Annotated in this window: 21 protein-coding genes and 1 tRNA gene; 15 read left to right on the top strand and 7 right to left on the bottom strand. The window is 63.7% G+C overall.

All coding sequences use genetic code 11. From position 1 onward, the window contains the following. Window positions 1-48 precede the first annotated feature (48 nt). The 3 genes from O4H53_RS11265 to O4H53_RS11275 all read right to left on the bottom strand — a co-directional run bounded on the left by O4H53_RS11265 (window position 49) and on the right by O4H53_RS11275 (window position 2,119). Entirely contained in the window at window positions 49-447 is a 399-nt protein-coding gene (locus O4H53_RS11265) for a pentapeptide repeat-containing protein (protein WP_114275727.1), read from the bottom strand. A 321-nt stretch (window positions 448-768) separates the two neighbouring features. Then, the gene (locus O4H53_RS11270; RefSeq protein ID WP_269363848.1) at window positions 769-1,380 is read right to left on the bottom strand and encodes a hypothetical protein; all 612 of its coding nucleotides are present in this window, start codon (window positions 1,378-1,380) and stop codon (window positions 769-771) included. A gap of 82 nt (window positions 1,381-1,462) precedes the next feature. Continuing rightward, window positions 1,463-2,119: a phage minor head protein gene (locus O4H53_RS11275; protein ID WP_269363849.1), complete on the bottom strand. Its 657-nt coding sequence runs from the start codon at window positions 2,117-2,119 to the stop codon at window positions 1,463-1,465. Window positions 2,120-2,940: 821 nt separating this feature from the next. Here O4H53_RS11275 and O4H53_RS11280 point away from each other — a divergent pair. The 3 genes from O4H53_RS11280 (at window position 2,941) to O4H53_RS11290 (ending at window position 5,569) form a co-directional block, all read left to right on the top strand. After that, window positions 2,941-3,645, top strand: a complete 705-nt coding sequence (locus tag O4H53_RS11280; RefSeq protein WP_269363850.1) for a glutathione S-transferase family protein — start codon at window positions 2,941-2,943, stop codon at window positions 3,643-3,645. Continuing rightward, window positions 3,645-5,018: an L-serine ammonia-lyase gene (locus O4H53_RS11285; protein ID WP_269363851.1), complete on the top strand. Its 1,374-nt coding sequence runs from the start codon at window positions 3,645-3,647 to the stop codon at window positions 5,016-5,018. The genes O4H53_RS11280 and O4H53_RS11285 overlap by 1 nt, the downstream gene beginning before the upstream one ends. Before the next feature lie 344 nt (window positions 5,019-5,362). Then, a complete protein-coding gene (locus tag O4H53_RS11290; protein WP_067293393.1) occupies window positions 5,363-5,569 on the top strand; it encodes a cold-shock protein in 207 nt (68 codons plus the stop codon). A gap of 67 nt (window positions 5,570-5,636) precedes the next feature. On the opposite strand, the gene O4H53_RS11295 is transcribed toward O4H53_RS11290, so the two are convergent. After that, the gene (locus tag O4H53_RS11295; protein ID WP_269363856.1) at window positions 5,637-6,581 is read right to left on the bottom strand and encodes an NAD(P)-dependent oxidoreductase; all 945 of its coding nucleotides are present in this window, start codon (window positions 6,579-6,581) and stop codon (window positions 5,637-5,639) included. A gap of 267 nt (window positions 6,582-6,848) precedes the next feature. Between O4H53_RS11295 and O4H53_RS11300 the strand changes: the two genes are divergently transcribed. Further along, window positions 6,849-7,760 (top strand): pirin family protein, encoded by a 912-nt coding sequence (locus O4H53_RS11300; protein ID WP_114275733.1) that lies wholly within the window; start codon window positions 6,849-6,851, stop codon window positions 7,758-7,760. Between the two features lie 71 nt (window positions 7,761-7,831). Here the strand turns inward: O4H53_RS11300 and O4H53_RS11305 are convergent, their stop codons facing one another. Both O4H53_RS11305 and O4H53_RS11310 read right to left on the bottom strand, forming a co-directional pair. Beyond that, complete coding sequence (locus O4H53_RS11305; protein WP_269363880.1) at window positions 7,832-8,089, bottom strand: hypothetical protein; 258 nt, start codon at window positions 8,087-8,089, stop codon at window positions 7,832-7,834. Between the two features lie 329 nt (window positions 8,090-8,418). After that, a complete protein-coding gene (locus O4H53_RS11310) occupies window positions 8,419-9,003 on the bottom strand; it encodes a TetR/AcrR family transcriptional regulator (RefSeq protein WP_269363881.1) in 585 nt (194 codons plus the stop codon). Between the two features lie 77 nt (window positions 9,004-9,080). Between O4H53_RS11310 and O4H53_RS11315 the strand changes: the two genes are divergently transcribed. The 10 genes from O4H53_RS11315 to O4H53_RS11360 all read left to right on the top strand — a co-directional run bounded on the left by O4H53_RS11315 (window position 9,081) and on the right by O4H53_RS11360 (window position 20,687). Continuing rightward, window positions 9,081-9,371 carry a hypothetical protein gene (locus tag O4H53_RS11315; RefSeq protein ID WP_269363883.1) on the top strand — a complete coding sequence of 97 codons (291 nt, stop codon included), beginning with the start codon at window positions 9,081-9,083 and terminating at the stop codon, window positions 9,369-9,371. A gap of 93 nt (window positions 9,372-9,464) precedes the next feature. Then, the gene (locus tag O4H53_RS11320; RefSeq protein ID WP_269363885.1) at window positions 9,465-10,751 is read left to right on the top strand and encodes a homoserine dehydrogenase; all 1,287 of its coding nucleotides are present in this window, start codon (window positions 9,465-9,467) and stop codon (window positions 10,749-10,751) included. A gap of 1,168 nt (window positions 10,752-11,919) precedes the next feature. Next, the gene (locus O4H53_RS11325; protein ID WP_269363887.1) at window positions 11,920-12,960 is read left to right on the top strand and encodes a hypothetical protein; all 1,041 of its coding nucleotides are present in this window, start codon (window positions 11,920-11,922) and stop codon (window positions 12,958-12,960) included. Window positions 12,961-12,965: 5 nt separating this feature from the next. Further along, complete coding sequence (locus O4H53_RS11330) at window positions 12,966-13,616, top strand: hypothetical protein (RefSeq protein ID WP_269363890.1); 651 nt, start codon at window positions 12,966-12,968, stop codon at window positions 13,614-13,616. A gap of 133 nt (window positions 13,617-13,749) precedes the next feature. Then, window positions 13,750-14,718 carry a class II fructose-bisphosphatase gene (gene glpX / locus O4H53_RS11335; protein WP_269363891.1) on the top strand — a complete coding sequence of 323 codons (969 nt, stop codon included), beginning with the start codon at window positions 13,750-13,752 and terminating at the stop codon, window positions 14,716-14,718. Between the two features lie 88 nt (window positions 14,719-14,806). After that, window positions 14,807-16,546, top strand: coding sequence for a single-stranded-DNA-specific exonuclease RecJ (gene recJ, locus O4H53_RS11340; RefSeq protein ID WP_269363893.1), 1,740 nt, complete (start codon window positions 14,807-14,809; stop codon window positions 16,544-16,546). A gap of 79 nt (window positions 16,547-16,625) precedes the next feature. Beyond that, window positions 16,626-16,700, top strand: a tRNA-Glu gene (locus tag O4H53_RS11345). 546 nt (window positions 16,701-17,246) lie between these two features. After that, on the top strand, window positions 17,247-18,011 hold the full coding sequence (locus O4H53_RS11350; RefSeq protein ID WP_269363895.1) for a sugar transferase: 765 nt from the start codon (window positions 17,247-17,249) through the stop codon (window positions 18,009-18,011). 76 nt (window positions 18,012-18,087) lie between these two features. Beyond that, window positions 18,088-19,149: a CpsD/CapB family tyrosine-protein kinase gene (locus O4H53_RS11355; RefSeq protein ID WP_269363896.1), complete on the top strand. Its 1,062-nt coding sequence runs from the start codon at window positions 18,088-18,090 to the stop codon at window positions 19,147-19,149. 227 nt (window positions 19,150-19,376) lie between these two features. After that, window positions 19,377-20,687, top strand: a complete 1,311-nt coding sequence (locus tag O4H53_RS11360; protein WP_269363897.1) for a DUF874 domain-containing protein — start codon at window positions 19,377-19,379, stop codon at window positions 20,685-20,687. An 879-nt stretch (window positions 20,688-21,566) separates the two neighbouring features. Here O4H53_RS11360 and O4H53_RS11365 read toward each other — a convergent pair. Beyond that, the gene (locus O4H53_RS11365; RefSeq protein WP_269363898.1) at window positions 21,567-22,871 is read right to left on the bottom strand and encodes an oligosaccharide flippase family protein; all 1,305 of its coding nucleotides are present in this window, start codon (window positions 22,869-22,871) and stop codon (window positions 21,567-21,569) included. Between the two features lie 151 nt (window positions 22,872-23,022). Here O4H53_RS11365 and O4H53_RS11370 point away from each other — a divergent pair, with 151 nt between their 5' ends. Beyond that, entirely contained in the window at window positions 23,023-24,219 is a 1,197-nt protein-coding gene (locus tag O4H53_RS11370) for a glycosyltransferase (protein ID WP_269363899.1), read from the top strand. The last annotated feature ends 423 nt before the right edge of the window (window positions 24,220-24,642 follow it).

Genomic DNA, 24,642 nt, shown 5'->3' on the forward strand with positions numbered 1-24,642 from the left:
CGGTGACAAAAACCTATGAGTAATGACCGAAATCGTCCGACAATCACGCTATGAAAGCTGGGGAAAGGTCCGTTCCAAATTGGTCCCGGAGAAGGTGAGCCCTGCAACCTGCGCACCTATACATGTTGCTCTGAACCAGCTCCCTCCAACAACTGTTGCGTTTGTGAGATTAGCATTGTCGAGGTTTGCTTTTGTGAAGTCCACATTCTTGAGTATTGCCCCAGAGAAATTTGCACCACCCAAGTTCGCACCGTAGAAATCGACGTTCTCTAAAGTCATACCGGAGAAGTTCGAGGCGGGTATAACGGCTCCATTCAAGTTCAAGCCGTTGGGCCGAGTACCTCTAAAATCGAGGCCTAGTTCTTCCAAGTAAGTGCCTAACTCTTGGTTTTTGCCCTGCCCTGAGCTGAAAGCTTCCAGCCGTTTTTGTAGGTCAAGATTTTTCATGGCCAATATACCACTCTGTCTGAGATACCTCTACGATCAACCTCTTCTTGCAGAGAGTGGAGGTCCGTTTCCGTCAGGAACCCGGTATCAATGATTACATTATGCCCTGACCGAAGTTCTCGCTCAATCTTTGCAACGTCGGTGGTCACGTCGAATCCGCCTGCACTTGCGGGGAATCCGCTTCTGAAGCCCTTGACGTCCCACGCTTGGTTATTCGCATCAATGAATTCGGCTGCGCCGGTGGGGTCGCGAACAATAGGCCCCGGAACTAGCCCGGCCTCCTCGGCACCGAGACCAATTTCTCGCTCTCGCATACCTTGTTCACGTATGGCACCCCCCGTGTGACGGGTCGGCAGCAAGAGCATCAAGCTCTTCTTGTGTACGTTCAATGGCAACGATGTTTGGCCCCGTCTCCTCTGGGATTGGGGTTGAAATGATGGTGTCGGTTGGATCACCGGGAATAGGAGAACCGGTGTTGTTTGGCAGGCCCAGCTCATCAATGGGATAGGTTTCAAGCCACTGCTCGATCCGTTCTGGGGTGAAACCGGGTAGTTCTCCCAGTCGGCGCTCACCTTCTGTCAATTCAGGGAAGACCTCGACCCAGCCTTGTGCCAGCTCGCCTTCCTGAAGCCGTAAATCCCCGCGTGCGAACGCTTCTCCGGCGGCTTCAATGAAGTCTTGCAAAGCGCGCTGTTTCGCGGGATCGCCACCATCGCCTGTTTCCAAAATGGTACCAGGGTTGAGCAACTCGAAAAGCGCAGCTGCCTCAGCGCCGATGCGTGCAAATTCGGGGTTCTTGGGCAGAACCGGATACCCCCCGCTGCTGATCCCCTCCTGTATGAGCGCATAGGCTGTTGCGGCCAGACGACCTTCGACGGTGGCAACATCGACACCAAGCCGCGCACCTGCCTCATCCACGCGTCGATCACGCATGGCTTCCGTCCAGTCCTGCAATGCATCAGACGCAAGAAGCGCCGCGCCAACGCCAGTCAGAGCGCGTAGGCCACGTATCGCATCAGTTGGATCGACAGCGGGAAAGCCACCTGCCGTGGGTGCGAAATCCGCCAGTACCACATTGCTCTGGACGCCGGGCAAAACAGGCTCGGCGTAGCACCGGCAATTGTGTGCTTCTCCTGGATGCCCGCCTTCCGGGGGGATCATCCCAACGGAAAACGCGGTCATCATATGCAGCGTGGCTGTCGCGCACTTTAGCATCATCGCGCGAGCGCCAGATGTACTGCACAATCCCAAGGTCTTCCTGCCGGAGCTGGTTGATCAATCCTGCGAAGGCACGCAAAAGGCGTTCTTCCATTGCGGTTCGAAGCGGACGCAATCGCTGTTGGTGGTTCTCATATTCGCTGAAAATACTCTCAAGGCGCAGGTCCCATGCATCAAGCGCCTCTTCCTTTGCATCCGACACATCCCGCAGATCAGCTTTGGTGACAGTTGGAACCGTGTCCGGCGGAGTCAGTGCATTCAGCAGCAGCTGGGTGTTCTCGGAAATCACCTCATCGAGGCGTTCGCTGAAATCGGCCCTCAAAGCAGAATAGTTTGGGAACGTCGATTTAAGTGACAATCCCAGACGACGACCAACAATGCGACCATCGCGCCGTGCAATAACATAGTGACCGTTACCACCATGTCTGAGGAAGTCGCTGAAACTGTGTTGCATGGAACCTCCGCGCACGTGCGGAACAGGTTCTATCCATCATTGGTAAAGGAAGCCCAAGACCATCGTTCGCTACGCCTTCACAAAACGCAACGGGGATGTATGCGTCCATGAACGAGATTGCCAAAAACTCTATGCCAAAACCTGTGCGTCAAAAACGGTGGTTATCGGCTGTGACAGAAACGGTTGAGTTTTGGCACATTCTGCGGTGCGAAGAAGGTCCGGAACGAGCCCTTTCCGCTTCGCCCCGGCGCGGAATCAAGGCCGCAGGCCGCCGCGCATCGCCGGGCCGTCCCCAGGCACGGCGATTTGGCTGCTGTAATTCCACATCGTTATGTAGGATGTGCTTGGCTGCCATTAAGTGCCAGTCACTGAGGTCGGATCGCCGCACCACGGCCCGTCAATGCGCGGCTTGACGTTTCGTTGCGAACGGCAGCTCTGTCCGCACACCGGACATAACCCCCCTGCCAACACTAATGCGCCAAAAATCCCTCATTTTCGCCACTCCGCGAGGCTCAACCGCCATCGTTGAAAAATCCTGTGCCACAAACCTCTGGCAAAAGTGCACCGCGTTTTGTCACGGTTTTGGCCAGCCGATCAAAAGCTGCCGTTTATGCCTCTCGCAGCATCGGGTATTTTCGGAACTGAGCCGACCCCCGCTGACCCTGTCTCCGCAGTACCGGTTTGCCTGCGCGGCACTGGCAGCCCGCCCCGAACATCCCGTCGATCCTGGCGGCACCTGGACGATCGTTTTGGTGTCGACCAGCACATCAAGCGTCGTTTTCGAACGTGCGCGCGGCCCTGCCTGCGCTAGGTCAGGTTTCATGAACCGATATGTCCTTCACTACGCCCCCGACAATGCCTCGCTGATCGTCCGGCTGGCGCTGGACCATATGGGCCGGCCCTTCGAGACCAGGCTGGTGAACCGCGCAACGGGTGAGCAAGGCTCGCCCGCCTATCGCGGGCTGAACCCCCACGGGCTGATCCCGGTGCTGGAGACGCCGCAGGGGCCGATCTTCGAGACCGGCGCGATCCTGCTGTGGCTGGCCGATACCCATGGCGGCATGGCCCCGGCACCGGATCACCCCGACCGGGCGGCCTTCCTCAAATGGCTGTTCTTCGTGTCGAACACGCTGCACCCGGCCCTGCGCATGACCTTCTATCCGGAAAAATATGCAGGCCCCGATCCGGCGCATCAGTCTGCCCTGCGCCAGACCATGCAGATGGCACTGGCATCGCATCTTGCACAGCTCGACAGGCTGGCGGCCTCCGGCCCGGCCTGGCTTGACCCGCAGACCCCCGGCATCCTGCATTTCTACCTCGCCTGCTGCCTGCGCTGGTGCGCGCTTTACCCCCTGGCCGCCGACCGTTCATGGTTCCGGCTTGCGCAGACCGCCCATCTGCACAATCTTTGCCTGATGCTTGAAACCCTGCCCTGCACCCGCGCCGCGCAAGCTGCCGAAGGGCTGGGACCAACCCCATTCACCGCGCCACAACTGGCCACCCCGCCCGAAGGAAGTGCCACCTGATGTTCCTCTCCGTTTTCGACATGTTCAAGGTGGGCATCGGCCCGTCCTCCTCCCACACCATGGGCCCGATGGTCGCCGCCGCGCGGTTCCTCGACATGATGCGCGCCTCGCCCTTCCATTTCGCGGGGTTGCGCGCCTCGCTGCACGGGTCGCTGGCCTTTACCGGTGTCGGCCATGCCACGGACCGCGCGACGATCCTGGGCCTCGCCGGGTTCACCCCGCGCGATTATGACCACGAACGCGCCGAGGCGGTGCTGAAACAGATCGCCGAGACCCATGTGATCGAGGTCGAGGGGCTGCCGCCCCTGCGTTTCGACCCCAGGGCCGACATGGTTTTCGACTACGACACCAAGCTTGCGGGCCATGCCAATGGCATGTTGCTGATGGCCCGCGACGCCCAGGGCGATGTCGTCCTGCGCGAGACCTTCTATTCCGTTGGCGGCGGTTTTGTCATGACCGAGGCCGAACTGGCCGCGGGCAAGGATACCGACGAGGGCGCACCGGTGCCCTACCCGTTCAAATCCGCCGCCGAAATGCTGGAGATGGCAAAGTCATCGGGCAAGAGCATCGCGGCAATGAAACGCGCCAATGAAATCTCGCGCGGCGGCGAGGTCAACCTGCGCGAAGGGTCCAGGAAGCTCTGGCAGGTGATGAACGACTGCATCGACCGGGGGCTGACCACCGACGGCATCCTGCCCGGCGGCCTGAGCGTCAAGCGCCGCGCCAAGGGCATTTACGATGCGCTGATGGCCGAGCGTGGCCAGAACCAGCGCGCGCCCCATACGATCAACGACTGGATGAGCGTCTATGCCATGGCGGTGAACGAGGAAAACGCGGCCGGCGGTCAGGTGGTCACCGCGCCCACCAATGGCGCGGCCGGCGTTATGCCCGCCACCCTGCGCTATTACCTCGACCATGTGCCCGGCGCATCGGAAAGCCATATCGAGGATTTCCTGCTGACCGCAGCCGCCATCGGCGGGCTGGTCAAGTTCAACGCCTCCATCTCGGGGGCCGAGGCGGGCTGTCAGGCCGAAGTGGGCTCTGCCGCCGCGATGTCTGCGGCGGGTCTTTGTGCCGTCATGGGCGGCACGCCGGAACAGATTGAAAATGCCGCTGAAATCGCGCTGGAGCATCACCTTGGCATGACCTGCGACCCGGTGCGCGGGCTGGTGCAGGTGCCCTGCATCGAACGCAACGGCCTGGGCGCGATCAAGGCGGTTTCGGCGGCTTCACTTGCCCTGCGCGGCGACGGCACCCATCTGGTGCCGCTGGATGCCTGTATCGAGACGATGCGCCAGACCGGGGCGGATATGTCGGAGAAATACAAGGAAACCTCGCTGGGCGGTCTGGCGGTGAATGTGCCGAACTGCTGAACTGCGGCACGTCGCGCGTTGACGGACCAAGGCGCGGTGCCTGCCCCCCAAGCGCCCCGCCTGGCGCACGACGAAACGCTGCGGCAGGACGGCTCGTCGCCGGTCAGGGCGCATGATGCCGTCAAAGCCGCCGATTGTGGGCAAAAACCTGCCCGCCCGCACAGGGCACGCAGGGTCACCACATCACCCACTTGATTTGCCATGGGATTTCCGATATGCGGGCGGGGCAAACGTTATTCTTTTTCGACCCACTGTCTCCTTCATACGGCGTTCAGTCCCGATCCAGATCGACCACGCCAAGCTGTCGCATACCGCGGACAGACCCAAAAACGGAGACTACGGATATGGCCACTGGCACCGTAAAATGGTTCAACACAACAAAAGGCTTCGGCTTTATCGCACCCGATGGCGGCAGCAAGGACGTTTTCGTCCACATTTCTGCTGTTGAGCGCGCAGGCCTGACCGGCCTGGCAGACGACCAGAAAGTGACATTCGACATCGAAGCGGGCCGTGACGGTCGCGAATCGGCGACGAACATCGCACTGGCATAAGCCATCCTGCGACGAGATTTGAAACGCGGTCCCTGGAAAGGGGCCGCGTTTTGCGTTTCAGGGCAGGCTACCGGCGCAGCGGCACCTCATACCCGCGCGCTTCGGGTTCATCGTCGGTCAGCTCGGTCGGAAAGCCCGCTGCGGTGATGCTGAGGCCCGTCGCCTCCTCCAGCCGTTCGATCATCCGGTCCGACTGGGCGCTGACACCATAGCGGCGCTGCCCGTCGCTCAGCATCTTGATCATCAGCGGCGACAGTTCCAGCGGCACCCCGTTGTCATCGGCCAGCTTCTGGAACAGGCCCACGTCCTTCTGCACAAGGTCGAGGGTAAAGTTCACATCCCGCGACCCCGACAGGATCAGCTGGCTTTCGGTCTCATGCACGAATGAATTGCCCGAGGATGCCGCAATCGCCTCATAGGTGACGCCAAGGTCCATGCCCGCCGCCTTCATCACCGTCAGCGCCTCGCAGAGTGACAAAAGGTTGATGGTGGCCAGATAGTTGGTCATGACCTTGAGCGTGCTGGACACCCCCACATCGCCCACATGCAAAATGCGGCGGCCCATATGGGTCAGGATCGGCAGGACCTTTTCAAAGGTCGCACGCGTGCAGCCCGCATAGATGCTGATATTGCCGGTATCCGCCCGGTGGCACCCGCCCGAGACCGGGCAATCCACCGCCTCACCGCCCTTTGCGATCACCGCGTCGGCATGGGCCTTGATCTGATCGGCATCGGTGGTCGACATCTCCATCCAGATCTTGCCGGGGCCGACATGGGGCAACATCTGCGCCAGCACGGCGGCGCAGGCGGCGGGACTGGGCAGGCAGGTTATCACCACATCGCAAGCTTGCATCAACGCGCCGGGACCGGCGGCGGCTTTCGCGCCTTTCGCCACCTTCGCGGCGACAAGTTCCGCGTTCAGGTCATGCACATGCAGCTCGATCCCGTTGCGCAGCAGAGATCCCGCCAGCTTGCCACCGACGTTCCCCAATCCGACAAATCCGACTTTCATCCATCTCTCCTGTCCGGGCCCCCCCCCATCAACGCGGCTGACCTGCGACCTGTCGCGCCTGATTGCGACGGGTCAGGCGTCGGGTCAGCAACGCGGGTCCTGCCCGGAGGCTAATTGCGTAGCCGCCCAGAAAGCTGAAGTCGGAGCGGTTGCCGCAAGGATTCCCCGCAATCTCGCATTTTTGCACAGAGCCCGTGCCTGCAATTCTCTTTTCAGCTGCGCGCGGCGCACCTATCTGTCTTGCAGCTTCAGACAAGGAGAATTGTCATGTCCCTCAGACCCACACTTGAGACACGTCGCGCAATCCCCACGCTTGAAGGTGCGGGCGTCAAACTGCACCGCGCCTTTGGCTTTCAGGACCCGTCGGAACTGGACCCCTTCCTGCTGTTCGACGATTTCCGCAACGAACGGCCCGAGGATTTTGAAAAGGGCTTTCCCTGGCACCCCCACCGGGGGATCGAAACGATCACCTATGTGCTGGAAGGCACGGTCGAACATGGCGATTCCCTGGGCAATACCGGCACGCTGGGCGCAGGCGACGTGCAATGGATGACCGCCGGTTCCGGCATCCTGCATCAGGAAATGCCCGCCGGAAACGCGCGCGGTCAGATGCATGGTTTCCAGCTTTGGGGCAACCTGCCCGCCGCGCAGAAGATGACCGCGCCGCGATACCAGGACGTGACCTCGGCCGATATTCCGGTGGTGACGGATGACGACGGCACGCAGGTCAAGGTGATCACCGGCAACTTCTGGGGCAAGACCGGCCCGGTGGACGGGATCGCGGCAGACCCGCAATACCTCGACATCACCGTGCCTGCGGGCGTGAAAAAGACCTTCCGCATCGACACCTACCGCCGGGCATTCGCCTATGTGTTCCAGGGGGCCGGCGCCTTTGCTGATGCCTCTGCCCCCTCCGGCGTGCTGCTGGAAAAGGAAGTGGCCGGCGAAGAGGTCAACATCCGCGATCTCAGCGGCGACCGCACCCTGATCCGCTTTGGCACCGGGGACGAGGTGACCGTTCAGGCGGGCGAGGAAGGGCTGCGTTTCCTGCTGATCTCGGGCGCGCCGATCGAGGAACCCGTGGCCTGGCACGGCCCCATCGTGATGAACACCCGGGCCGAGCTGGAACAGGCCTTTGCCGACCTGCGCAATGGCAAGTTCATCAAACCGGCGCATTGAAACAGGGGTGGGCCATGCGCCCACCTCACTTTCTCAGGACTGTGCGATGTGATCCGGTTGCAGGGTGCCGGTCAGAAATGGCCGTTTCGCTGCAGGCGCCACAGAATCACAGCACCTGCCCCGATCACCACGACAAAGCCCTTGACCCCAAGCACGACCCGCGCGCCGTACATCAGAAGCACAAAGCCGAACATGATGCCCGCGACCAGCAGCGCCGTGCCATTGCCATGACCCGCCAGCCGGATCACGAGGAATGTGCCCAGGGTCATCAGCGTGGCCACCATGGGCATGATCTTTTTCAACCATGCAAGATGTTCGTCCTCGGTCATGCCGCCATCCTAGCACATTCCGGCATGTCCCGGAACAGCCAGGCGGCAGGCCTGTTGCGCCCCCCGGCGCACGCCCGGGTCAGCATGTCTTAACCCCCCTGGCCTAAAACCCTGCCCTGTCATGACACAGCCGCAGGGCTTTCACCCCTGCGGTATCGACCCGGAGAAGAGGCCCGGCACATCCGGGCCATATCTGAACGGTTCAGGAATGCGGGGTAAAATCCCGTCTCATACCTCCGATCTGGCGGCGCCGCCTTTTTACCGACGCTTCGTGATCATCAGATATCAACAGCCAAACATCACCGCCGGGGATGCCCCGCGCGGGTGTTTCAGGCTGCGCTGACCGCCTTGCGCACCATGTCCCAGTATTGCCCGACAACCTCGTCCAGGGACAGCCGTCCGCTCTCGCGGAACCATGTGTTCACCCCGGTCAGCATCGCGATGATCGCCAGGGTCACGATCTTGGTGTCCTTGACCGCGAAATCGCCGCTGTCCACACCCGCACGCAGGACGTTTTCCAGCCGGTTCTCGTACATCCGGCGCAGCCGCTCGACCTCGGCGAAATTCTCCTCATCAAGGTTGCGCAATTCCATATAGGCGATGAAGACCTCATCGGGCCGGTCGGCGTGAAACCTGATGTGGAAGGCGACAAAATCCTCAAGCTGCGCCAGGGCATCGCCCCTTGGCACCGGCAGGGCACAAAGCAGCGCCTCAAGGTGGTCGCGCATCAGTTCGAACAGCAGGGTCTGCTTGTCGGGGGTGTAATTGTAAAGCGCCCCGGCCTGCACGCCCACCTCTGCCGCGATGGCGCGCATCGACACCGCCGCATAGCCGCCGCGCGCGAACAGCTTCAGCGCCGCCGCACGGACCCGTGGCCCCGTGATATCGGAATGTGAACCTGTTGTACGCGCCATGACCCCTGATTACTGAAACTGCATCCGAAAGCAAAGCCCGCTTGCGCTGTCAGACAGGCTGGTGCAAGAAAGTTGTCATGAGCATACGCCCCCCGATTGCCCTGCTGGCCGCCTGCTGCCTTGCCGCCTGCACCCAGTTTCCCGAGCTGGACCGGACGATTTCGCCCGAAATGGCCGCCGCCGATTACCCCGCCCTGGTGCCGCTTGAACCTTTGCTGGCGCAGGCCACCGCGGGCAGGGTCGATGCGCAGGCCACCCAGGCCCAGCTTGAGGCACGGGTGGCGCGGCTGAGGTCACGCGCGGCACGGATGCGCGGTGCCATCCTGTCGGGCCGGGAACGGCAGCGTCTGGCAGAAGGTCTGCAATAGCGCCGCTTCCGCGGTCCTGCGTTGCACGCCGCCTGTGAAACCGCTACATCGCGGCAGAACCAGAACCCTGACCACACCCAAAGGATATCGCCCATGTCTGATCCCCTTCGCCTTGGTATTGCCGGACTGGGCACAGTGGGGGTCGGCGTGGTGCGCATCATCCGCCAGCAGGCCGCCCTGCTGGAGGCGCGCACGGGCCGCAAGATCACAATTTCCGCCGTCTCTGCCCGCACCAGGGGGCGGGACCGGGGTGTCAGCCTGGACAGCTACGCCTGGGAGGACGACCCCGTCGCACTGGCCGGCCGCGATGACGTCGATGTCTTTGTCGAACTTATGGGCGGTGAGGACGGCCCCGCCAAGAACGCCACTGAAGCCGCGCTGAAAGCAGGCAAGCAGGTGGTCACGGCAAACAAGGCGATGCTGGCGCTCCACGGTCAGGCGCTGGCCGAACTGGCAGAGGCGCAAGGCGTCAACCTGCGTTTCGAGGCGGCTGTCGCGGGCGGCATTCCCGTGGTCAAGACGCTGATGGAGGGCCTTGCCGGCAATGCCATCACCCGGGTGATGGGCGTGATGAACGGCTCGTGCAACTACATCCTGACCCGGATGGAGAATTCGGGCAAAACCTATCAGGAGATCTTTGCCGAGGCCGATGGCCTGGGCTATCTGGAGGCCGATCCGCAGCTGGATGTGGGCGGCATTGATGCCGCGCACAAGCTGGCGATCCTGTCCTCCATCGCCTTTGGCGCGCAGGTGGATTTTGCGGGCATTCATCTGGAAGGGATCGAGCGGGTCAGCATCGAGGACATCCACGCCGCCGCCGACATGGGCTACAAGATCAAGCTGCTGGGCGTGGCGCAAAAGACCGGGCGCGGCTTGGAACAGCGGATGCAGCCCTGTCTGGTGCCCGACACTTCGCCGCTGGGACAGCTGGATGGCGGGACCAACATGGTGGTGCTGGATGGTGATGCGGTGGGCCAGATCGTGCTGCGCGGCGCGGGTGCCGGCGAAGGCCCCACCGCCAGCGCGGTGATGGCCGACATCTGCGACATCGCGCGCGGCACGCTGATGCCCGTCTTCGGCCAGCCCGCCGCCAGTCTGCAACAGGCGAAATCCGCCATGTCCAAGACCCCTGCCCCCTATTACCTGCGCATGACGCTGGTCGACAAACCCGGCGCCCTGGCCAAGATCGCCACGGTCCTGGGCGAAGCGGGTGTCAGCATCAACAGGATGCGGCAATACGAACATGACACCGGCACGGCCCCGGTGCTGATCGTGACCCACAAGACCATCCCCGCCGATCTGGACCGCGCGATTGCCGCCATGGATGGCACCGGCGTGATGGCCGGCGCGCCCATCGCCCTGCGCATCGAAGAGGTCTGAGGCACCGGACCTGGGGCAATCGGCTCCGCTCTTTCCCTGACCGCATGGGTCCCGGCCCGGTTCGGGCATCTGGCGCGGTGTGGGTGAAGGGGAGGTGAGCGGCCAGAGCTGCCGACGGTCACAAGCACCCAGGCCCGGAACAAGCCGAAGGCGCCGGGCCATCGCCTGCCCGCCCCTCGGGTAGGCGATTTGGTGAGGCTAGGTGTTCCCTCGATGGGATTCATCACGGTTGAGAAATTAAGTGGCATGAACATAGGGCAGTATCGCCCACCCCGGGCAGGCCTGGCCCGGCTTGCGCTTCGCGTCACTTTGGTCTCCTTCCGGACCTTCGCGAGAGGCGTGTGACGGTCAGGTAAGCGGACGAAGTTGCCGTTTGCTGCGAAACGTCAAGCCGCGCATCGACGGGCCGTGGTGCGGCGATCCGACCTCAGTGACTGGCACTTTATGGCAGCAAAGCACTTCCAAGCTGTCGACAAAACCCAACAGCAGCCAAATCGCCGTGCCGTGGGGCGGCCCGGCGATGCGCGGCGGCCTGCGGCCTTGATTCCGCGCTTGGTAAAGCGGAAAGGGCTCTTTCCTGCCGTTCGCTGCGACACGTGTGACGGTCAGATCTGCGGACTTTGCTGACATGTCCGACATTCGAAACAGGTCGCGCCCGAACCGAGGGGTGGGCGAGTAGCGCCCGCGTCACGCCGCAGGCGTGCCGCCTGCGAATGAACTGGCGCGCCTCCGGCGCGACGGGGGCGGTTCGGGCGCTGCCAAAGCTTTGCTTTGGCAATGCGTCCTCACATTGAGAGCACAGGTTGGGCTCTTTCCGGACCTTGCCTGCGACACGTGTGAAGGTCAGTTAAGCGGACGCCGATCACAAGCACCCAGGCCCGGAACAAGCCGCAGACGCCGGGCCATCGCCTCACATCTCCCCGGCCTTGAAGCCGTCATTCGCCGCGATCTGTGGCAGGCTCCGGTCTATCATTTCAGATCAGTTCATAACGTGACGGCCAAAGCCCTCTGGCCCTCAACACCCCCCGCCTGCCGGGACGGTAAGGATTCCCGTACTTGGCGAACTTCTACCTATGGTTGATATTGAGACGGGGCGCAGGCATCGCGGATGCCAACAGATTTCCAGACGCCCTGACCTTTAGTCCTGTCCATTTCACGGAGAGATCCAATGCAAATACATATTGAAGAAGTCCCCACGGAGATCAGGCGCCGTGCGGCACAATTGCTCGAAACCGTCAGGGGGACCGATATGGACCCCACCGGCGGCAAGGCCAGCCTGACCCGCGAGGTGACGGCCTTGTTCCGGCCCGACATCGACGATGTGGCCTATTACGAATTCGCCGTCGATCTTGGCCGGGGCGATGACCGGCGCACCGCTTTCACCGGGCGCGGTGACGAAGGCGCGAAACGGGCGATGCCCGCCGCGACCGGCTTCATCATCGCGGCCAGCAAGGGGCATGACCATCCTATCGCCCATTGGTCGCTGGACCGCGAACCGCCCAGCCGCCAGATCGCGGCCGCAGCGGAAGCGAAAGGCAGCAAGGTCGACCGCATCTTCAAGGTCGATTCGCTGTCCTACATCGGCGAGACCGCCGGGGGCGAGATTGCCGGTCAGACCGGGCAATTGCCCCTGCCCATCGAAGGGTTGCCCGATGACATCGAAAAGGCGCGAGGTCGGATTTCCTCCACCCTGGTGCGTCCGGCGCGAAAAGCAAAGGACGACAGCGACCCCGGCGGCGACACACCCGAGACGGTGACCCGGGGGGCGCGGCCCCAGCGGGTCAAGCTGCGCGCGATCGACAGCTGGGCGGACCTGCGCAAGAGCTATGCAAAGGCCTTTGGCCCGCTGCTGAAGGGCCTTGCCAGAAACGCCGCCCCCGCCTGGGAGATCGAGGACCTGGTCGCCAGGATGGGCGAAGGCATCATGACCGGCACCACCCGCAGGGTTGCCCTGCTGGAAGCGGATGCCGCCGTGGAGGTCTCCGGCGAGGGCGCGCGCCTGGTGAAGATCGAAGCGCTGGAAACGCCCGGCGGCAGCGGCGCCGTCGCGCTGCATGTGGCGGATGAAAAGCTGGCGCAGGAGGTCTCCTTCGAGATGCACATCGCCTACCGCTCCGGCCTGCGCGAAACCCTGCCGTTTTTCGCGGTTTCATCCAGCACCCCGTCGGACCGCAAGCCCGACAGCGGCATGAACTTTTTCGAGGAGTGATTTCAATGGCCTATACATATTACTGGGCGGACGGACACGTCAGCGAACAACCCTACAACCAATATACCGTCAACGGCTGCGCCATCGGCTGCGGCTCGCTGGCCTGGACCATCCTGTTTCTCTGGGGGGACCGCCAGGCCGGCTCCGGCAACAGCTACTGGGCACCGCGCTGGGGGCTTTACCGGCAGGACGGCGGCACCGGGGCGAATGTGATCTCCCCCACCTCGCAGACCGCGGGCGTCAACAATGTGATCGAGGAAATTGCGGATGATGTGGGCACTTTCTGCATCTTCGGCCAGGGCGCGACCTACCCCTGGGAGATGAGCGATGCCAGCGCCTATTTCGTGGGCCGCACCGGGACCAGCCTGACCACCCATTACAATGCGCTGGGCATCTCGGAAGGCCGGCTGCGCGAATATGCGCGCAATTCGATCCGCGACCGGGACACGCCGGCGGTGATCGGCACCGGCTGGCTCAGCCATTATCCGGTGGCCTATGGCTATGCCTGGCAGAAACGGGTGGTGCGCAAGTGTTTCATCTTCTGCTGGAACGAAACCGTCTATGACCGCTGGTTCTATGTGAACCAGGGCTGGGGTGGCAGCGGCAACGACTGGGTGCCCGCAGACACCTGGTTTGCGGGCGAAATCTATCCCTGACATCCGGGGCAGACCCCGGCAAACCCGGTCCGCGCACGCGGGCCGGGACAGGGCCGCCCAGCCCCGCGCGCTTGTGCGAAACCCACTGGCGCGCTAGAGGACGGGGCAGAATTCAAACCAGCTAGGAATTATCATGCCCACATCCGCCGATTTTCAAGACCGTATGCTGTCCCTGGGCCTGGCCCGCGTCTCCGAGGCCGCGGCCCTCGCCTCGGCCAGGCTGATCGGCAAGGGCGACGAGAAAGCCGCCGACCAGGCCGCCGTCAACGCCATGCGCACGCAGCTGAACATGCTGGACATCGCGGGCGTGGTTGTCATCGGCGAAGGCGAGCGGGACGAGGCACCGATGCTTTATATCGGCGAGGAAGTGGGCACCGGCAACGGCCCCGGCGTGGACATCGCGCTGGACCCGCTGGAGGGCACCACGCTGACCGCCAAGGACATGCCCAATGCGCTGACCGTGATCGCCATGGGCCCGCGCGGTTCGATGCTGCATGCGCCCGACACCTATATGGACAAGCTGGCCATCGGGCCGGGCTATGCGACAGGTGTGGTCACGCTGGACATGACGCCGGGCGAGCGGGTCAAGGCGCTGGCGGCGGCCAAGGGCTGTGCGGTTGCGGACATCACCGTCTGTATCCTGGAGCGTCCGCGCCATGAGGACATGATCGCCGAGGTCCGCGCCACCGGTGCCGCGATCCGGCTGATCACCGATGGCGATGTGGCCGGTGTCATGCATTGCGCCGATCCGCAGACCGGCATCGACATGTACATGGGCGCAGGGGGTGCGCCCGAGGGCGTGCTGGCCGCCGCCGCGCTGAAATGCATGGGCGGTCAGATGTACGGCAGGCTCCTGTTCCGCAACGACGACGAACGCGGCCGCGCCAGCAAGGCGGGGATCACCGATTTCGACCGCATCTATACCCGCGACGAAATGGTGACCGAAGACGTGATCTTTGCCGCGACCGGCGTCACCGGCGGCACCATCCTTCCGGGTGTGAAACGCGAGCCGGGCTGGCTGACCACCGAGACCCTGATCATGCGGTCCAAGACCGGCTCCGTGCGGCGCATCAATTACCGGACACCGGTCGCGCAGGATTAAGCGCGCGCCCGGGGGCGGGCGACATTGACCGCGCGCCCGGGGCCGGCGTTGCTTTGGTGTATTTTTGGAACAATGAAACGGGGTGAAGGTGAGTTTTCTCGGCGTTGAAGCCTCCCTGACCGGGCGGCGCTGGGTCGGGCCCGGTGTCGAGGCGGAGCGGTCGGCCGAGCTGCTGGTGCAGCGCACCGGCCTGCCGCAGGCCGTCTGCCAGGTGCTGGCGCGGCGCGGGGTGGCGCCGGAAGAAGCCACGGGTTTTCTTGCCCCCGCCCTGCGCGACCTGCTGCCCGACCCGCGCGGCCTGAAGGATATGGAAAAGGCGGCGGCGCGTTTCCTGGTGGCATTGGGGCGGCGCGAGCGAATCGCGGTCTTTGCCGATTACGATGTGGATGGCGGCAGTTCCGCCGCCCTGCTGCTGATCTGGCTGCGCCAGATGGGCCATGGTGCCACGCTTTACGTGCCGGACCGGATCGACGAGGGCTATGGGCCCAATGACGAGGCCATGGCGGCGCTGGCGGCGGAGCACGACCTGATCATCTGTGTCGATTGTGGCACGCTTTCCCATGGGCCGGTGGCGGCGGCAGCGGGGGCCGATGTGGTGATCCTGGATCACCACCTGGGCGGCGAGACCCTGCCCGAGGCGCTGGCCGTGGTGAACCCCAACCGCCAGGACGAGGATGGCAGCCTGGCGCATCTCTGCGCGGCGGCGGTGGTGTTCCTGATGCTGGTCGAGGCAGGCCGGCGGCTGCGCTCGGCGGGGCGGACGGGCCCCGATCTGATGGCGATGCTGGACCTTGTGGCGCTGGCCACGGTTGCGGATGTGGCGCCGCTGACCGGCGTGAACCGGGCCTTTGTCCGGCAGGGTCTCAGGGTCATGGCGCGGCGCGACCGCCCCGGGCTTGCAGCCCTTGCGGATGTGGCGCGGATGGATACCGCACCGACGGCCTATCACCTGGGCTTTCTGCTGGGGCCGCGGATCAACGCGGGCGGGCGCATCGGCCAGGCCGACCTGGGCGCGCGCCTGCTGGCCTCTGACGACCCGCATGAGGTGGCGGCCCTGGCCGGGCGGCTGGATGCGCTGAACACCGAGCGGCGCGATGTGGAGGCGGGCGTGCGTGCCGCGGCACTCGCACAGGCGGAGGCGCGCGGTTTCGATGCGCCGCTGGTCTGGGCCTCCGGCCCCGGCTGGCACCCCGGCGTGGTCGGCATCGTGGCCTCCCGGCTCAAGGAGGCCTCCAACCGCCCCGCCATCGTCATCGGTTTCGAGGATGGCATCGGCAAGGGATCGGGCCGCTCGGTCAGCGGCATCGACCTGGGCGCCCCGATCCAGCGGCTGGCCGCAGAGGGGCTGCTGATCAAGGGCGGCGGGCACAAGATGGCTGCAGGGCTTACCGTGGCCGAGGACAAGCTGGAGGCCGCGATGGCACGGCTGGGCGAGCTGCTGGCCCGACAGGGCGCGCATCTGGCGGGCCCCTCGGACCTGAATGTGACCGGGCTGCTGATGCCCGCTGCCGCCACCGTCGAACTGGCAGAACAGATCGAGGAGGCAGGCCCCTTTGGTGCCGCCGCCCCTGCCCCGCGCTATGTCTTTGCGGAGATGAAAATTCATTTCGCCAAACGGGTCGGGGAAAGCCACCTCAAGATCAGCTTCGGAGACGGAATCGGCCCCAAGATGGATGCCATCTGTTTCGGGGCCTATGACACCCCGCTGGGGGCCGCGCTGGAGGCCCATGGCGGTGCCCGGTTCCATCTGGCGGGGCGGCTGGATATCAACAGCTGGCGCGGCAGACAAAGCGTTCAGCTGCGGCTGGAAGACGCGGCGCGGGCCTGATTGCAGTTTATCGCGCTCCTGAGGAAATTTCTGCTTGCGCGCCCTGTCTGAAAACCCTAATGAACCGCTCACGACCCGTGGCCCGTTCGTCTATCGGTTAGGACGCCAGGTTTTCAACCTGGAAAGAGGGGTTCGATTCCCCTACGGGCTGCCACTTTTCCCCATCAGCTGATCACCCCCCGATGCCGGTCTTTCCGGGTGGGGATGGGCCTTGCGCCGTCTCACCCGCCAGCCCTTTCACGCGCGGCCCGCGCGCCGGGGTGGCGGGGCCACGGCCCGGTCAGATCCCGATTGTGGCAGAAGCCCCCCCGGCTGGCAGACAATCAGCACGCCTGCGCAGGATTGTTCGGGCCGGAATGGGTGGATTTGCAGCGAAACATCCCCGAGTTCCCGCCAGGCGGGAAATATCGCCATGTTTCGGCATTGAAACAAACTGTTTCCGATAAATGAGGCCAAAACTGGCCGAAATCTGTTAATAAATGTGCCGAGCCACGGTGCGCTTCCCACCCGGCCCTGGAACCATGCTGCGTCTGCAAAAAAGTGATCGGGCACCCCCTGTCACGCTGCACAATTTGAGCGTATGCAGCTTCGGCGTCTGCTGCCGGTGTTCCCTGGTTTTGGCGGGGCGAGTGACCAGTAAAGACTTTGGGCGGCACCAGCCGCGCTGAGACATTGTAATATGCGGCCCTGGGGGGTTGTGATGAAGAAATTCCAAATGGATCGGCCAGGTTACGGCCTGTTCGATCTTGGTGAACAGCGGTCTGCGGCAGAGGGTCTCATGGGCCGCGCAGACCTTTTGACTGCAGAGGCAGCCTCCCTTTGGGATGCGGCGATTGCCCGTAAACATGCGCCGGCAAAACCCTATCGGAACGGTCTGAAACGGGTCATGGATCTGGCCCTGATCGTGCTGACCATGCCGTTCTGGCTGCCGGTGATTGCGGCATGCGCGCTGGCGCTGTGGATCGAGGGCGGGCAGCCGTTCTACCGGCAACAGCGCCTGGGCCGCGACGGCAGCCGGTTTTCGATTCTCAAGCTGCGCACCATGGTGCGTGATGCCGACCGTGTGTTGCAGGACCTGCTGGCCACCGACCCGGAGATCAAGGCGGAATGGGACGCGTTGCAAAAGCTGCGCAACGATCCCCGGATCACCCCGGTCGGCCGCTTTCTGCGCGCGACGTCGCTGGATGAATTGCCCCAGCTTGTCAACGTGTTGAAAGGCGAGATGTCACTGGTCGGTCCGCGCCCGATGATGCCCGACCAGCTTGGCCTTTATGGCAACCCGCGGGCCTATTTCGCGGTGCGCCCCGGTCTGACCGGCCTGTGGCAGGTCAGCGCCCGGAACAACAACAAGTTCACCTACCGCCATGGGGTCGACGAGGCCTATGAAAACGCCCTGACCTTCCGGCTCGACCTGACCATCCTGTACAAGACAGTGGGTGTGGTCCTGCGCCAGACGGGGTATTGAGCCTTGCCTTGCTTTTGCACCGATAAACACTGTGGTATCATCCCTCCCCATGTCAGACACCCCGAAGGAGCCCGGTATGAAGGATAATCTTCACAGGGCCGCCGCCACAGCACAGAGCAATGACAGTGAATCCTGGGCCCGGACCAGCGGCCTGCGGCACAGCATCAGGCCGCGCCGCCGCTTGCCGGATGATCTGATGGCCTCGGATGATCTGAAGGCGTCGGATGATCTGATGGCGGAGGTGATGCGCGCCAGGGCACCGGCACAGACCGCGCCGGAGGTGGTGGAAACAATCGCTGAGCCAACATTGGCCGAGCCCAACGTTCAGGCCCCGGCGCGGTCCGCTGCGGCCCTGTCCATCCCTGCCCTGTCCGTCCCGGCCGAAACCGCCATGCGCCATGTGCCGGGTGCCGGGCTGGCAGAGCGGAACGTGCCGCAGTGGGAAGACCTTGAGCTGGTGACACCGGGCAACCGGCCCAACCGCGCAACGGCGATCCCGGTGCTGGATGCGGCGCGCGACAGCCTGGCCGTGCAGGCCTTTGACCTGCTGCGCACCCGTCTGCGCAAGACCACCGGCGAAAACGGCTGGGTCAATATTGCGGTCACCGCGCCGACCCGGGGATGTGGCACCACCTTCACCGCGCTCAACCTCGCGCTGAGCCTGTCGCGCATTGCCGGGTCCCGCACCGTGCTGATGGATCTGAACCTGCGCGAACCGGGCCTGGACCGCGCGCTGGACGTGACGGCACCGGGCGAGATGCGGGATTTTCTGAGCGGTGACGCACGGATCGAGGATCATGTCCAGCGGGTCAGCGACACGCTGGCGCTGGGGCTGAACGCGCGGCCGGACATGGATGCGGCGGAAACCCTGCAGCACCCCGCCCTGTCGCGGACCCTGGACCAGATGCGCGCGGCGCTGCGCCCCGATCTGGTGATCTATGACATGCCGGCCATGCTGGGCCATGACGATGTCTCGGCCTTCCTGCCGCAGCTTGACGGCATCCTGCTGGTTTCTGACGGGTCGCAGACCATGGGCAGGCAGCTGGTCGAATGCGAACAGATGCTGGACGGTCAGGTCCCGCTGCTGGGGGTGGTCCTGAACAGGGCGCGCAGCAACAGCCTGCCGCACTACAAATAAGGCGTTTCGGGAAATCATCGCGTCAGGTAGATCGCAGATGCCCCGAGAGCGCGAAGCGCGGCAGGGTATGTGCGATTGAACATTTTCCCGAAACGCTACAGGTCGGGAAACCGGTGCGATCCGGCAAATTTGTGCCTCAACTTCGCCCGATTTCCATGGTGAAAGCCGAAGAACCCCTTGATGGCCGTGGCTGTCCCGGGGGCATTTTGCATTGAGGTGACGGGTACATGGGGCCGATCTATTCTCTGGCGGATTTTCTGGACATGGTGCGCCGCCGCATCGGGGTCATCTCGTTCGTCTTCATCGCCGGGTGTTTCGCCTCGCTCTACTGGGCCCTGTCGCAGCCGCATGTCTATGAATCCGCCGAAGTCATCCAGATCGAACAGCCCAAGATTGCCGATTCGCTGGCCCCCTCGACGGTCGAAGGATCCTCGGCGCGGCGGCTGCAGCTGATCCAGCAGCAATTGATGGCGCGCAGCAGCCTGTTGGAAATCATCGAGAAATTCGACCTGTTCGAGAATCTGACAGCCCTGCGCATGTCCGAAAAGGTCGATCTGCTGCGCCGCTCCGTCACGATCAACGGGGTTGCCGCCACCCGCGAGGGTTATGCCGATGACGGCACCATCGCGGTTCTGACCATCACCGCGCGGCTGGACAATGCCGAACAGGCCCAGGCCGTCGCCCATGAATTTGCCAACCGCACCCGCGATCTGACCGCCGCCCAGCGGCGCGAACAGACCCGCGAGACGCTGGAGTTCTTCTCTGCCCAGGAAGACCAGCTGATCGCGGAAATCGCCCGGCTGGACGACGAAATGGCCGCCTACCGCAGCGCCCATGACATCTCCATCGAGGGGACGCTTGAATTCGTCCGCTCCGAAATCGCCAGCCTGAACGACGCCTTGCTGGAACTGGACCGCGAGATCATCGCGACCCAGCTTGCCCGCAGCCGGATCGACCGCAACGCCCGCGCCGCCACCGTGGCCAAGGAAGAGGCCGAACTTGACGGGGAACTGGCCAGTCTGGGCACCCAGCGCGACCTGCTGCAGGAACGCCGTGCGGAACTGGCGGCCAGCATCGAAACCTCCCCCGAGGTCGAAAGCACATTGACCAAGTTTCAGCGCCGCATGGAGCAGCTGCAGGGCCAGCTTGACGTGATTGCGACCCGCCGGAATGAGGCGGAAGTGGGCTATTCACTGGAAACCGCTGCGCGGGGCGAGCGGCTGATCACCCTGGAAGAGGCCCGCGTGCCGGATTTCCCGGTCAGCATGAGCCGCAAGAAACGCGCGGTGATGGGGGCCGGCGCGGCGCTTTTGGCGGGGCTTGCGCTTGCGTTCCTGCTGGAGCTGCGCCGCCCCGTCATCCGCACCGCCCGCCAGATGGAGCGGGAAACCGGCCTTGTCCCGGTTGTGTCGATACCGCAGGTCGGCCGGGTGAAGCGCAGCAAGGGTCTTGCCAAACTCTGGCAGGAACGCAGCGAAGCCGGTCAGAAGGGGCGCAATGCCCGTCTGGCCCGGCAGACGGATGTCCGGCGCAGCTGAGCGGCGGTTCTGTCGAATGTCGCGCAAGCCGGCTCCTGGCGGCGCATTTGCTGAATCCTGTCGCTGGGCCGTGGCGGTCATGCCTGACGCCGCTGCCACGCGTTTCTGATCCAGACCGGACTTCAGGCGTGGTATGGATCAATGCCAGGTGGGTGAGCGGGGCTTTTCTGCCGTTCGCAACGAAACCCCAAGCCGCGCATTGACGGGCCGTGGTACGGCGATCTGACCTCAGTGACTGGCACTTTATGGCAGCCAAGCACATCCAAGCCATCCGTGGCACACGACAGCAACCAAATCGCCGTGCCAGGGGACGGCCCGGCGATGCGCGGCGGCCTGCGGCCTTGATTCCGCGCTTGGTAAAGCGGAAAGGGCTCTTTCCGGACGTTCGCTGCGACACGTGTGAAGGTCAGTTAAGCGGGGCTTTGCTGCCATGTCCAACATCCGAAATTGGTCGCGCCCGAACCGAGGGGTGGGCGAGTAGCGCCCGCCCCGTGGGGGCGGTTCGGGCGCTGCCAAAGCTTTGCTTTGGCAATAGGTCTTCACTTTGAGCGCACAGGCTGGGCTCCCTCCCCCCGTCCGCTGCAATTTTCACGAGTGACCGCTGGGGTGGGTGCGAAACGCTGCGGCGCATCAAGCCGCAACGGACGACATGTCATACATGACATGTCAAAAATGACAGGTCTTGCATGACATGTCTGCAGGTGCGGGAAGTGGGCGGCACATGTCGGCAACCAAAGCGCAGAGCGTTAACTGAAGAGCGCGAAGTGTGAAGAGCAAAGCGCGAAGCCTGGCGTTTCGACTTTGACCCGAACCACCTGAAATCTCCTGAAATCAAGGATTTCAATGCATCATAGCCCGCGCGAAACACCCCCTGCCGGATCAGACCGAGGCGCCAAGGGCGCGCAAGGTGTCAAGATGAAGCCAGAGCGCAAGGGCAGCGGCGACCACGCCCGCCACGAAGAAGGTCAGATCATGCCGCGCATCCCAGACGGCATGGACCCGCGCCAGCCAGATCAGCACCAGATGCGACAGCGCCATGGCCAGCCCCATGCCCAGGATCGCCCCCACCAGCCCGGCATGGATCGCGCCTGCCAGCAGCATCGACACCTGCAGGCTGGACCGCGCCGCCGAATAGATGAAAAAGCGCCGCGAATCCCCTGCCGCAAGGGCGGCCTGGTCATAGGTCATGCCGATCACCTGCGGGATCAGCGCCAGGGCCAGCAGCACCACAACCCCGCCGGAACTGGCGTAGCGGCTGTCATAAAGGTGATCGACCAGCCAGGGCCCGATCAGCGCCATCACCACCAGCATGCCGCCGATGCCAAGGGTCAGCCCATAGCGGATCCGGGCCAGCCGGTGCGGCTCTGCCCCCTCGCGGTAGATCGGGATCATGACCCGGCCCGTCACGCTCAGCCCCAGCAACAGCGGGAAACTGGCCAGGAAATAGCCGATGTTGTAGATGCCCAGCGTCTCCAGCGTCAGGAACTTGCCGAGGATCGCCTTGTCGCCCTGGCTGGCAAAGAACCAGAACAAGGTGGAGAGGAAGATCCACTTGCCGAAATGGATCAGCTCGGTCGCGGCGGTCCTTTCCCAGCGGAAGCGGTTGCGCTGGCCCGGCAGGCCATAATGGGTCAGCAGCAGCTTGGCCCCGGCCCCCACGACACCACCGATGACCAGGGCGGAAACCGATTGCAACACCACCGCAAGGCCGATCATCACCGCGATGCCGATCACCTGCGAGCTCAGGTCCAGCACCGTCAGCCGCCCCATCAGCAGGTGGCGCTGCGCGGTTTCGATCCGGGTCGGGTTGAACCCGCCCAGGATCAGCGCCAGACCGGCAATGGGCAGATAGCGGGCCAGGTCGGGCTGGTCGTAGAACAGGGACACCGGATAGGCCAGCACGCAGGCCGCACCCCAGAGCCCGATGCCGCGCAAGACCTGGATGGTCCAGGCGGTGTTGAGGAAATCCGGGTCATCGCCCCGCTTGCTCTGCGAAATCGAGGGCGAGATGCCGACATCGGAAAACAATGTCAGGCCCACGGTGATCACGCTGATCAGCGCCATCAGGCCAAAGGCTTCGGGAAACAGCAGCCGTGTCAGGATCAGGTTCGATGCCAGCCGGATCGCCTGCGAAGCGCCATAGCCCAACAGGATCCACGAGGCCGAGCGCAGCGCGCGCGCCATCAGCCGGTTATCCTTCAGCACTTCAAAAACCCGTGCAAACACTCGAAAAAAGCCTCACTTCTGCCTCAGGCGCTGAATAGAGCGTCCTTGCGTCCTGCGCCAGCGCCATGACACGGCAATGGGGCAAAGTTGTGAAGAACAAGGAAGAGCCGTGAAGATCGCCTATATTCTCAATACCTATCCGCAACCCTCGCAGAGTTTCATCCGCCGCGAGATCCGCGCGCTGGAGCGTCAGGGTCACAAGGTCACCCGGATCGCGATGCGGCGCTTTGACGGCCAGCTGGTGGACCCGCAGGACATCGCCGAGGCGGAACAGACCAACTATCTGCTTGCCAAGGGGCCGATGACATTGCTGCGGGACAGCCTGCGCGCCCTGGGCCGCAATCCCGGCGGGTTCCTGGCCGCCTTGCGGATGGCGCTGGAACTGGGCCGTCGCTCCGAAGCGGGCCTGTTGCGCCATATGATCTACCTTGCCGAAGCGGCCCATGTGGCGGCGCAGTGCCGCGCTGCCGGGGTTACACATGCCCACGCCCATTTCGGCACCAATGCCCCTGCCGTGGCGCTGCTGGCGCGGATGCTGGGCGGGCCGAAGTTTTCCTTTACCGTGCATGGCCCGGAAGAATTCGATGCGCCCCGCGCCCTGTCGCTGGGGGCCAAGATGAAGGCCGCCGATTTCACCGTCGCGATCAGCCAGTTTGGCCGCTCGCAGCTGATGCGCTGGGCCGATCATGCGGATTGGGACCGCATCCATGTGGTGCATTGCGGGGTGGAGCCCGAGCGCTTCGCCGATCCTGCCCCGCTTCCCGAGGGGCCGCGCCGGGTGGTGGCGATTGGCCGGCTGGTCGAGCAGAAGGGCCAGATGATCCTGATCTACGCGATGGCACAGGTCAAAGCCGACCTGCATCTGACCCTGATCGGCGACGGCGAGATGCGCGACCAGATCGAGGCGCTGATCGACCGGCTTGACCTGCGGGGCCGCGTCACGCTGACCGGCTGGGTTGATGAGACACGGGTGAAGGCGGAACTGGCGGCAGCCCATGCGATGGTCATGCCCAGCTTTGCCGAGGGCCTTCCCATGGTGGTGATGGAGGCGATGGCCGCCGCCCGACCCGTCATCGCGACCTATGTCGCGGGCACCCCGGAACTGGTCCGCCCGGGGGAGACCGGCTGGCTGGTGCCTGCGGGCGATGTCTCTGCCCTGGCGCAGGCGATGGATGACCTTGCCACCCTGCCACAGGCCAGATTGGCCGAGATGGCCGCGGCCGGTCGGACACGGGCGCTGGCGCGCCATGACATCGACACGTCGGCGCAGAAACTGGCGGCACTGATGGGATCCGCTGAGGCGTAGGCTCTGGACCCATTAATTCTACATACTCAGCGGCGATTTCACGAAATTTCAATGGTTTGGGGCGTGCAGCCAATAGTGGTTCTATTTGCAAGCGACCCAAGACATTGAAATGAAGTGAAATCGCCGCCCGTCGCTCCGAAGGAGCGCCGAGTCATGTTGGCACGCCTTTGGCGTGACGGGGTTGACGGATTTTCCCGCAGCCCATTGCCCGGCAGGGCATCGCGCAGCAATGTCCCGAGAGGAGGCGGCGCATCTGCTTGAAATAGAACCACTATTCTTGCGCAGATGTTCCTGGTCTGCGAAAAAATCTGTCAAACTGAGTATATAGAATTAATGGGTCCAGAGCCTAGGTCGTGTTGACATTCATTGTCGCCCACCCGCGCGAGACGGATTTTGCCGCTGGCGCCCTGATGTGAGCGCAGC

Origin of the sequence: Sulfitobacter sp. G21635-S1 (genome assembly GCF_027213915.1) — a bacterium.
Classification (GTDB): domain Bacteria; phylum Pseudomonadota; class Alphaproteobacteria; order Rhodobacterales; family Rhodobacteraceae; genus Sulfitobacter.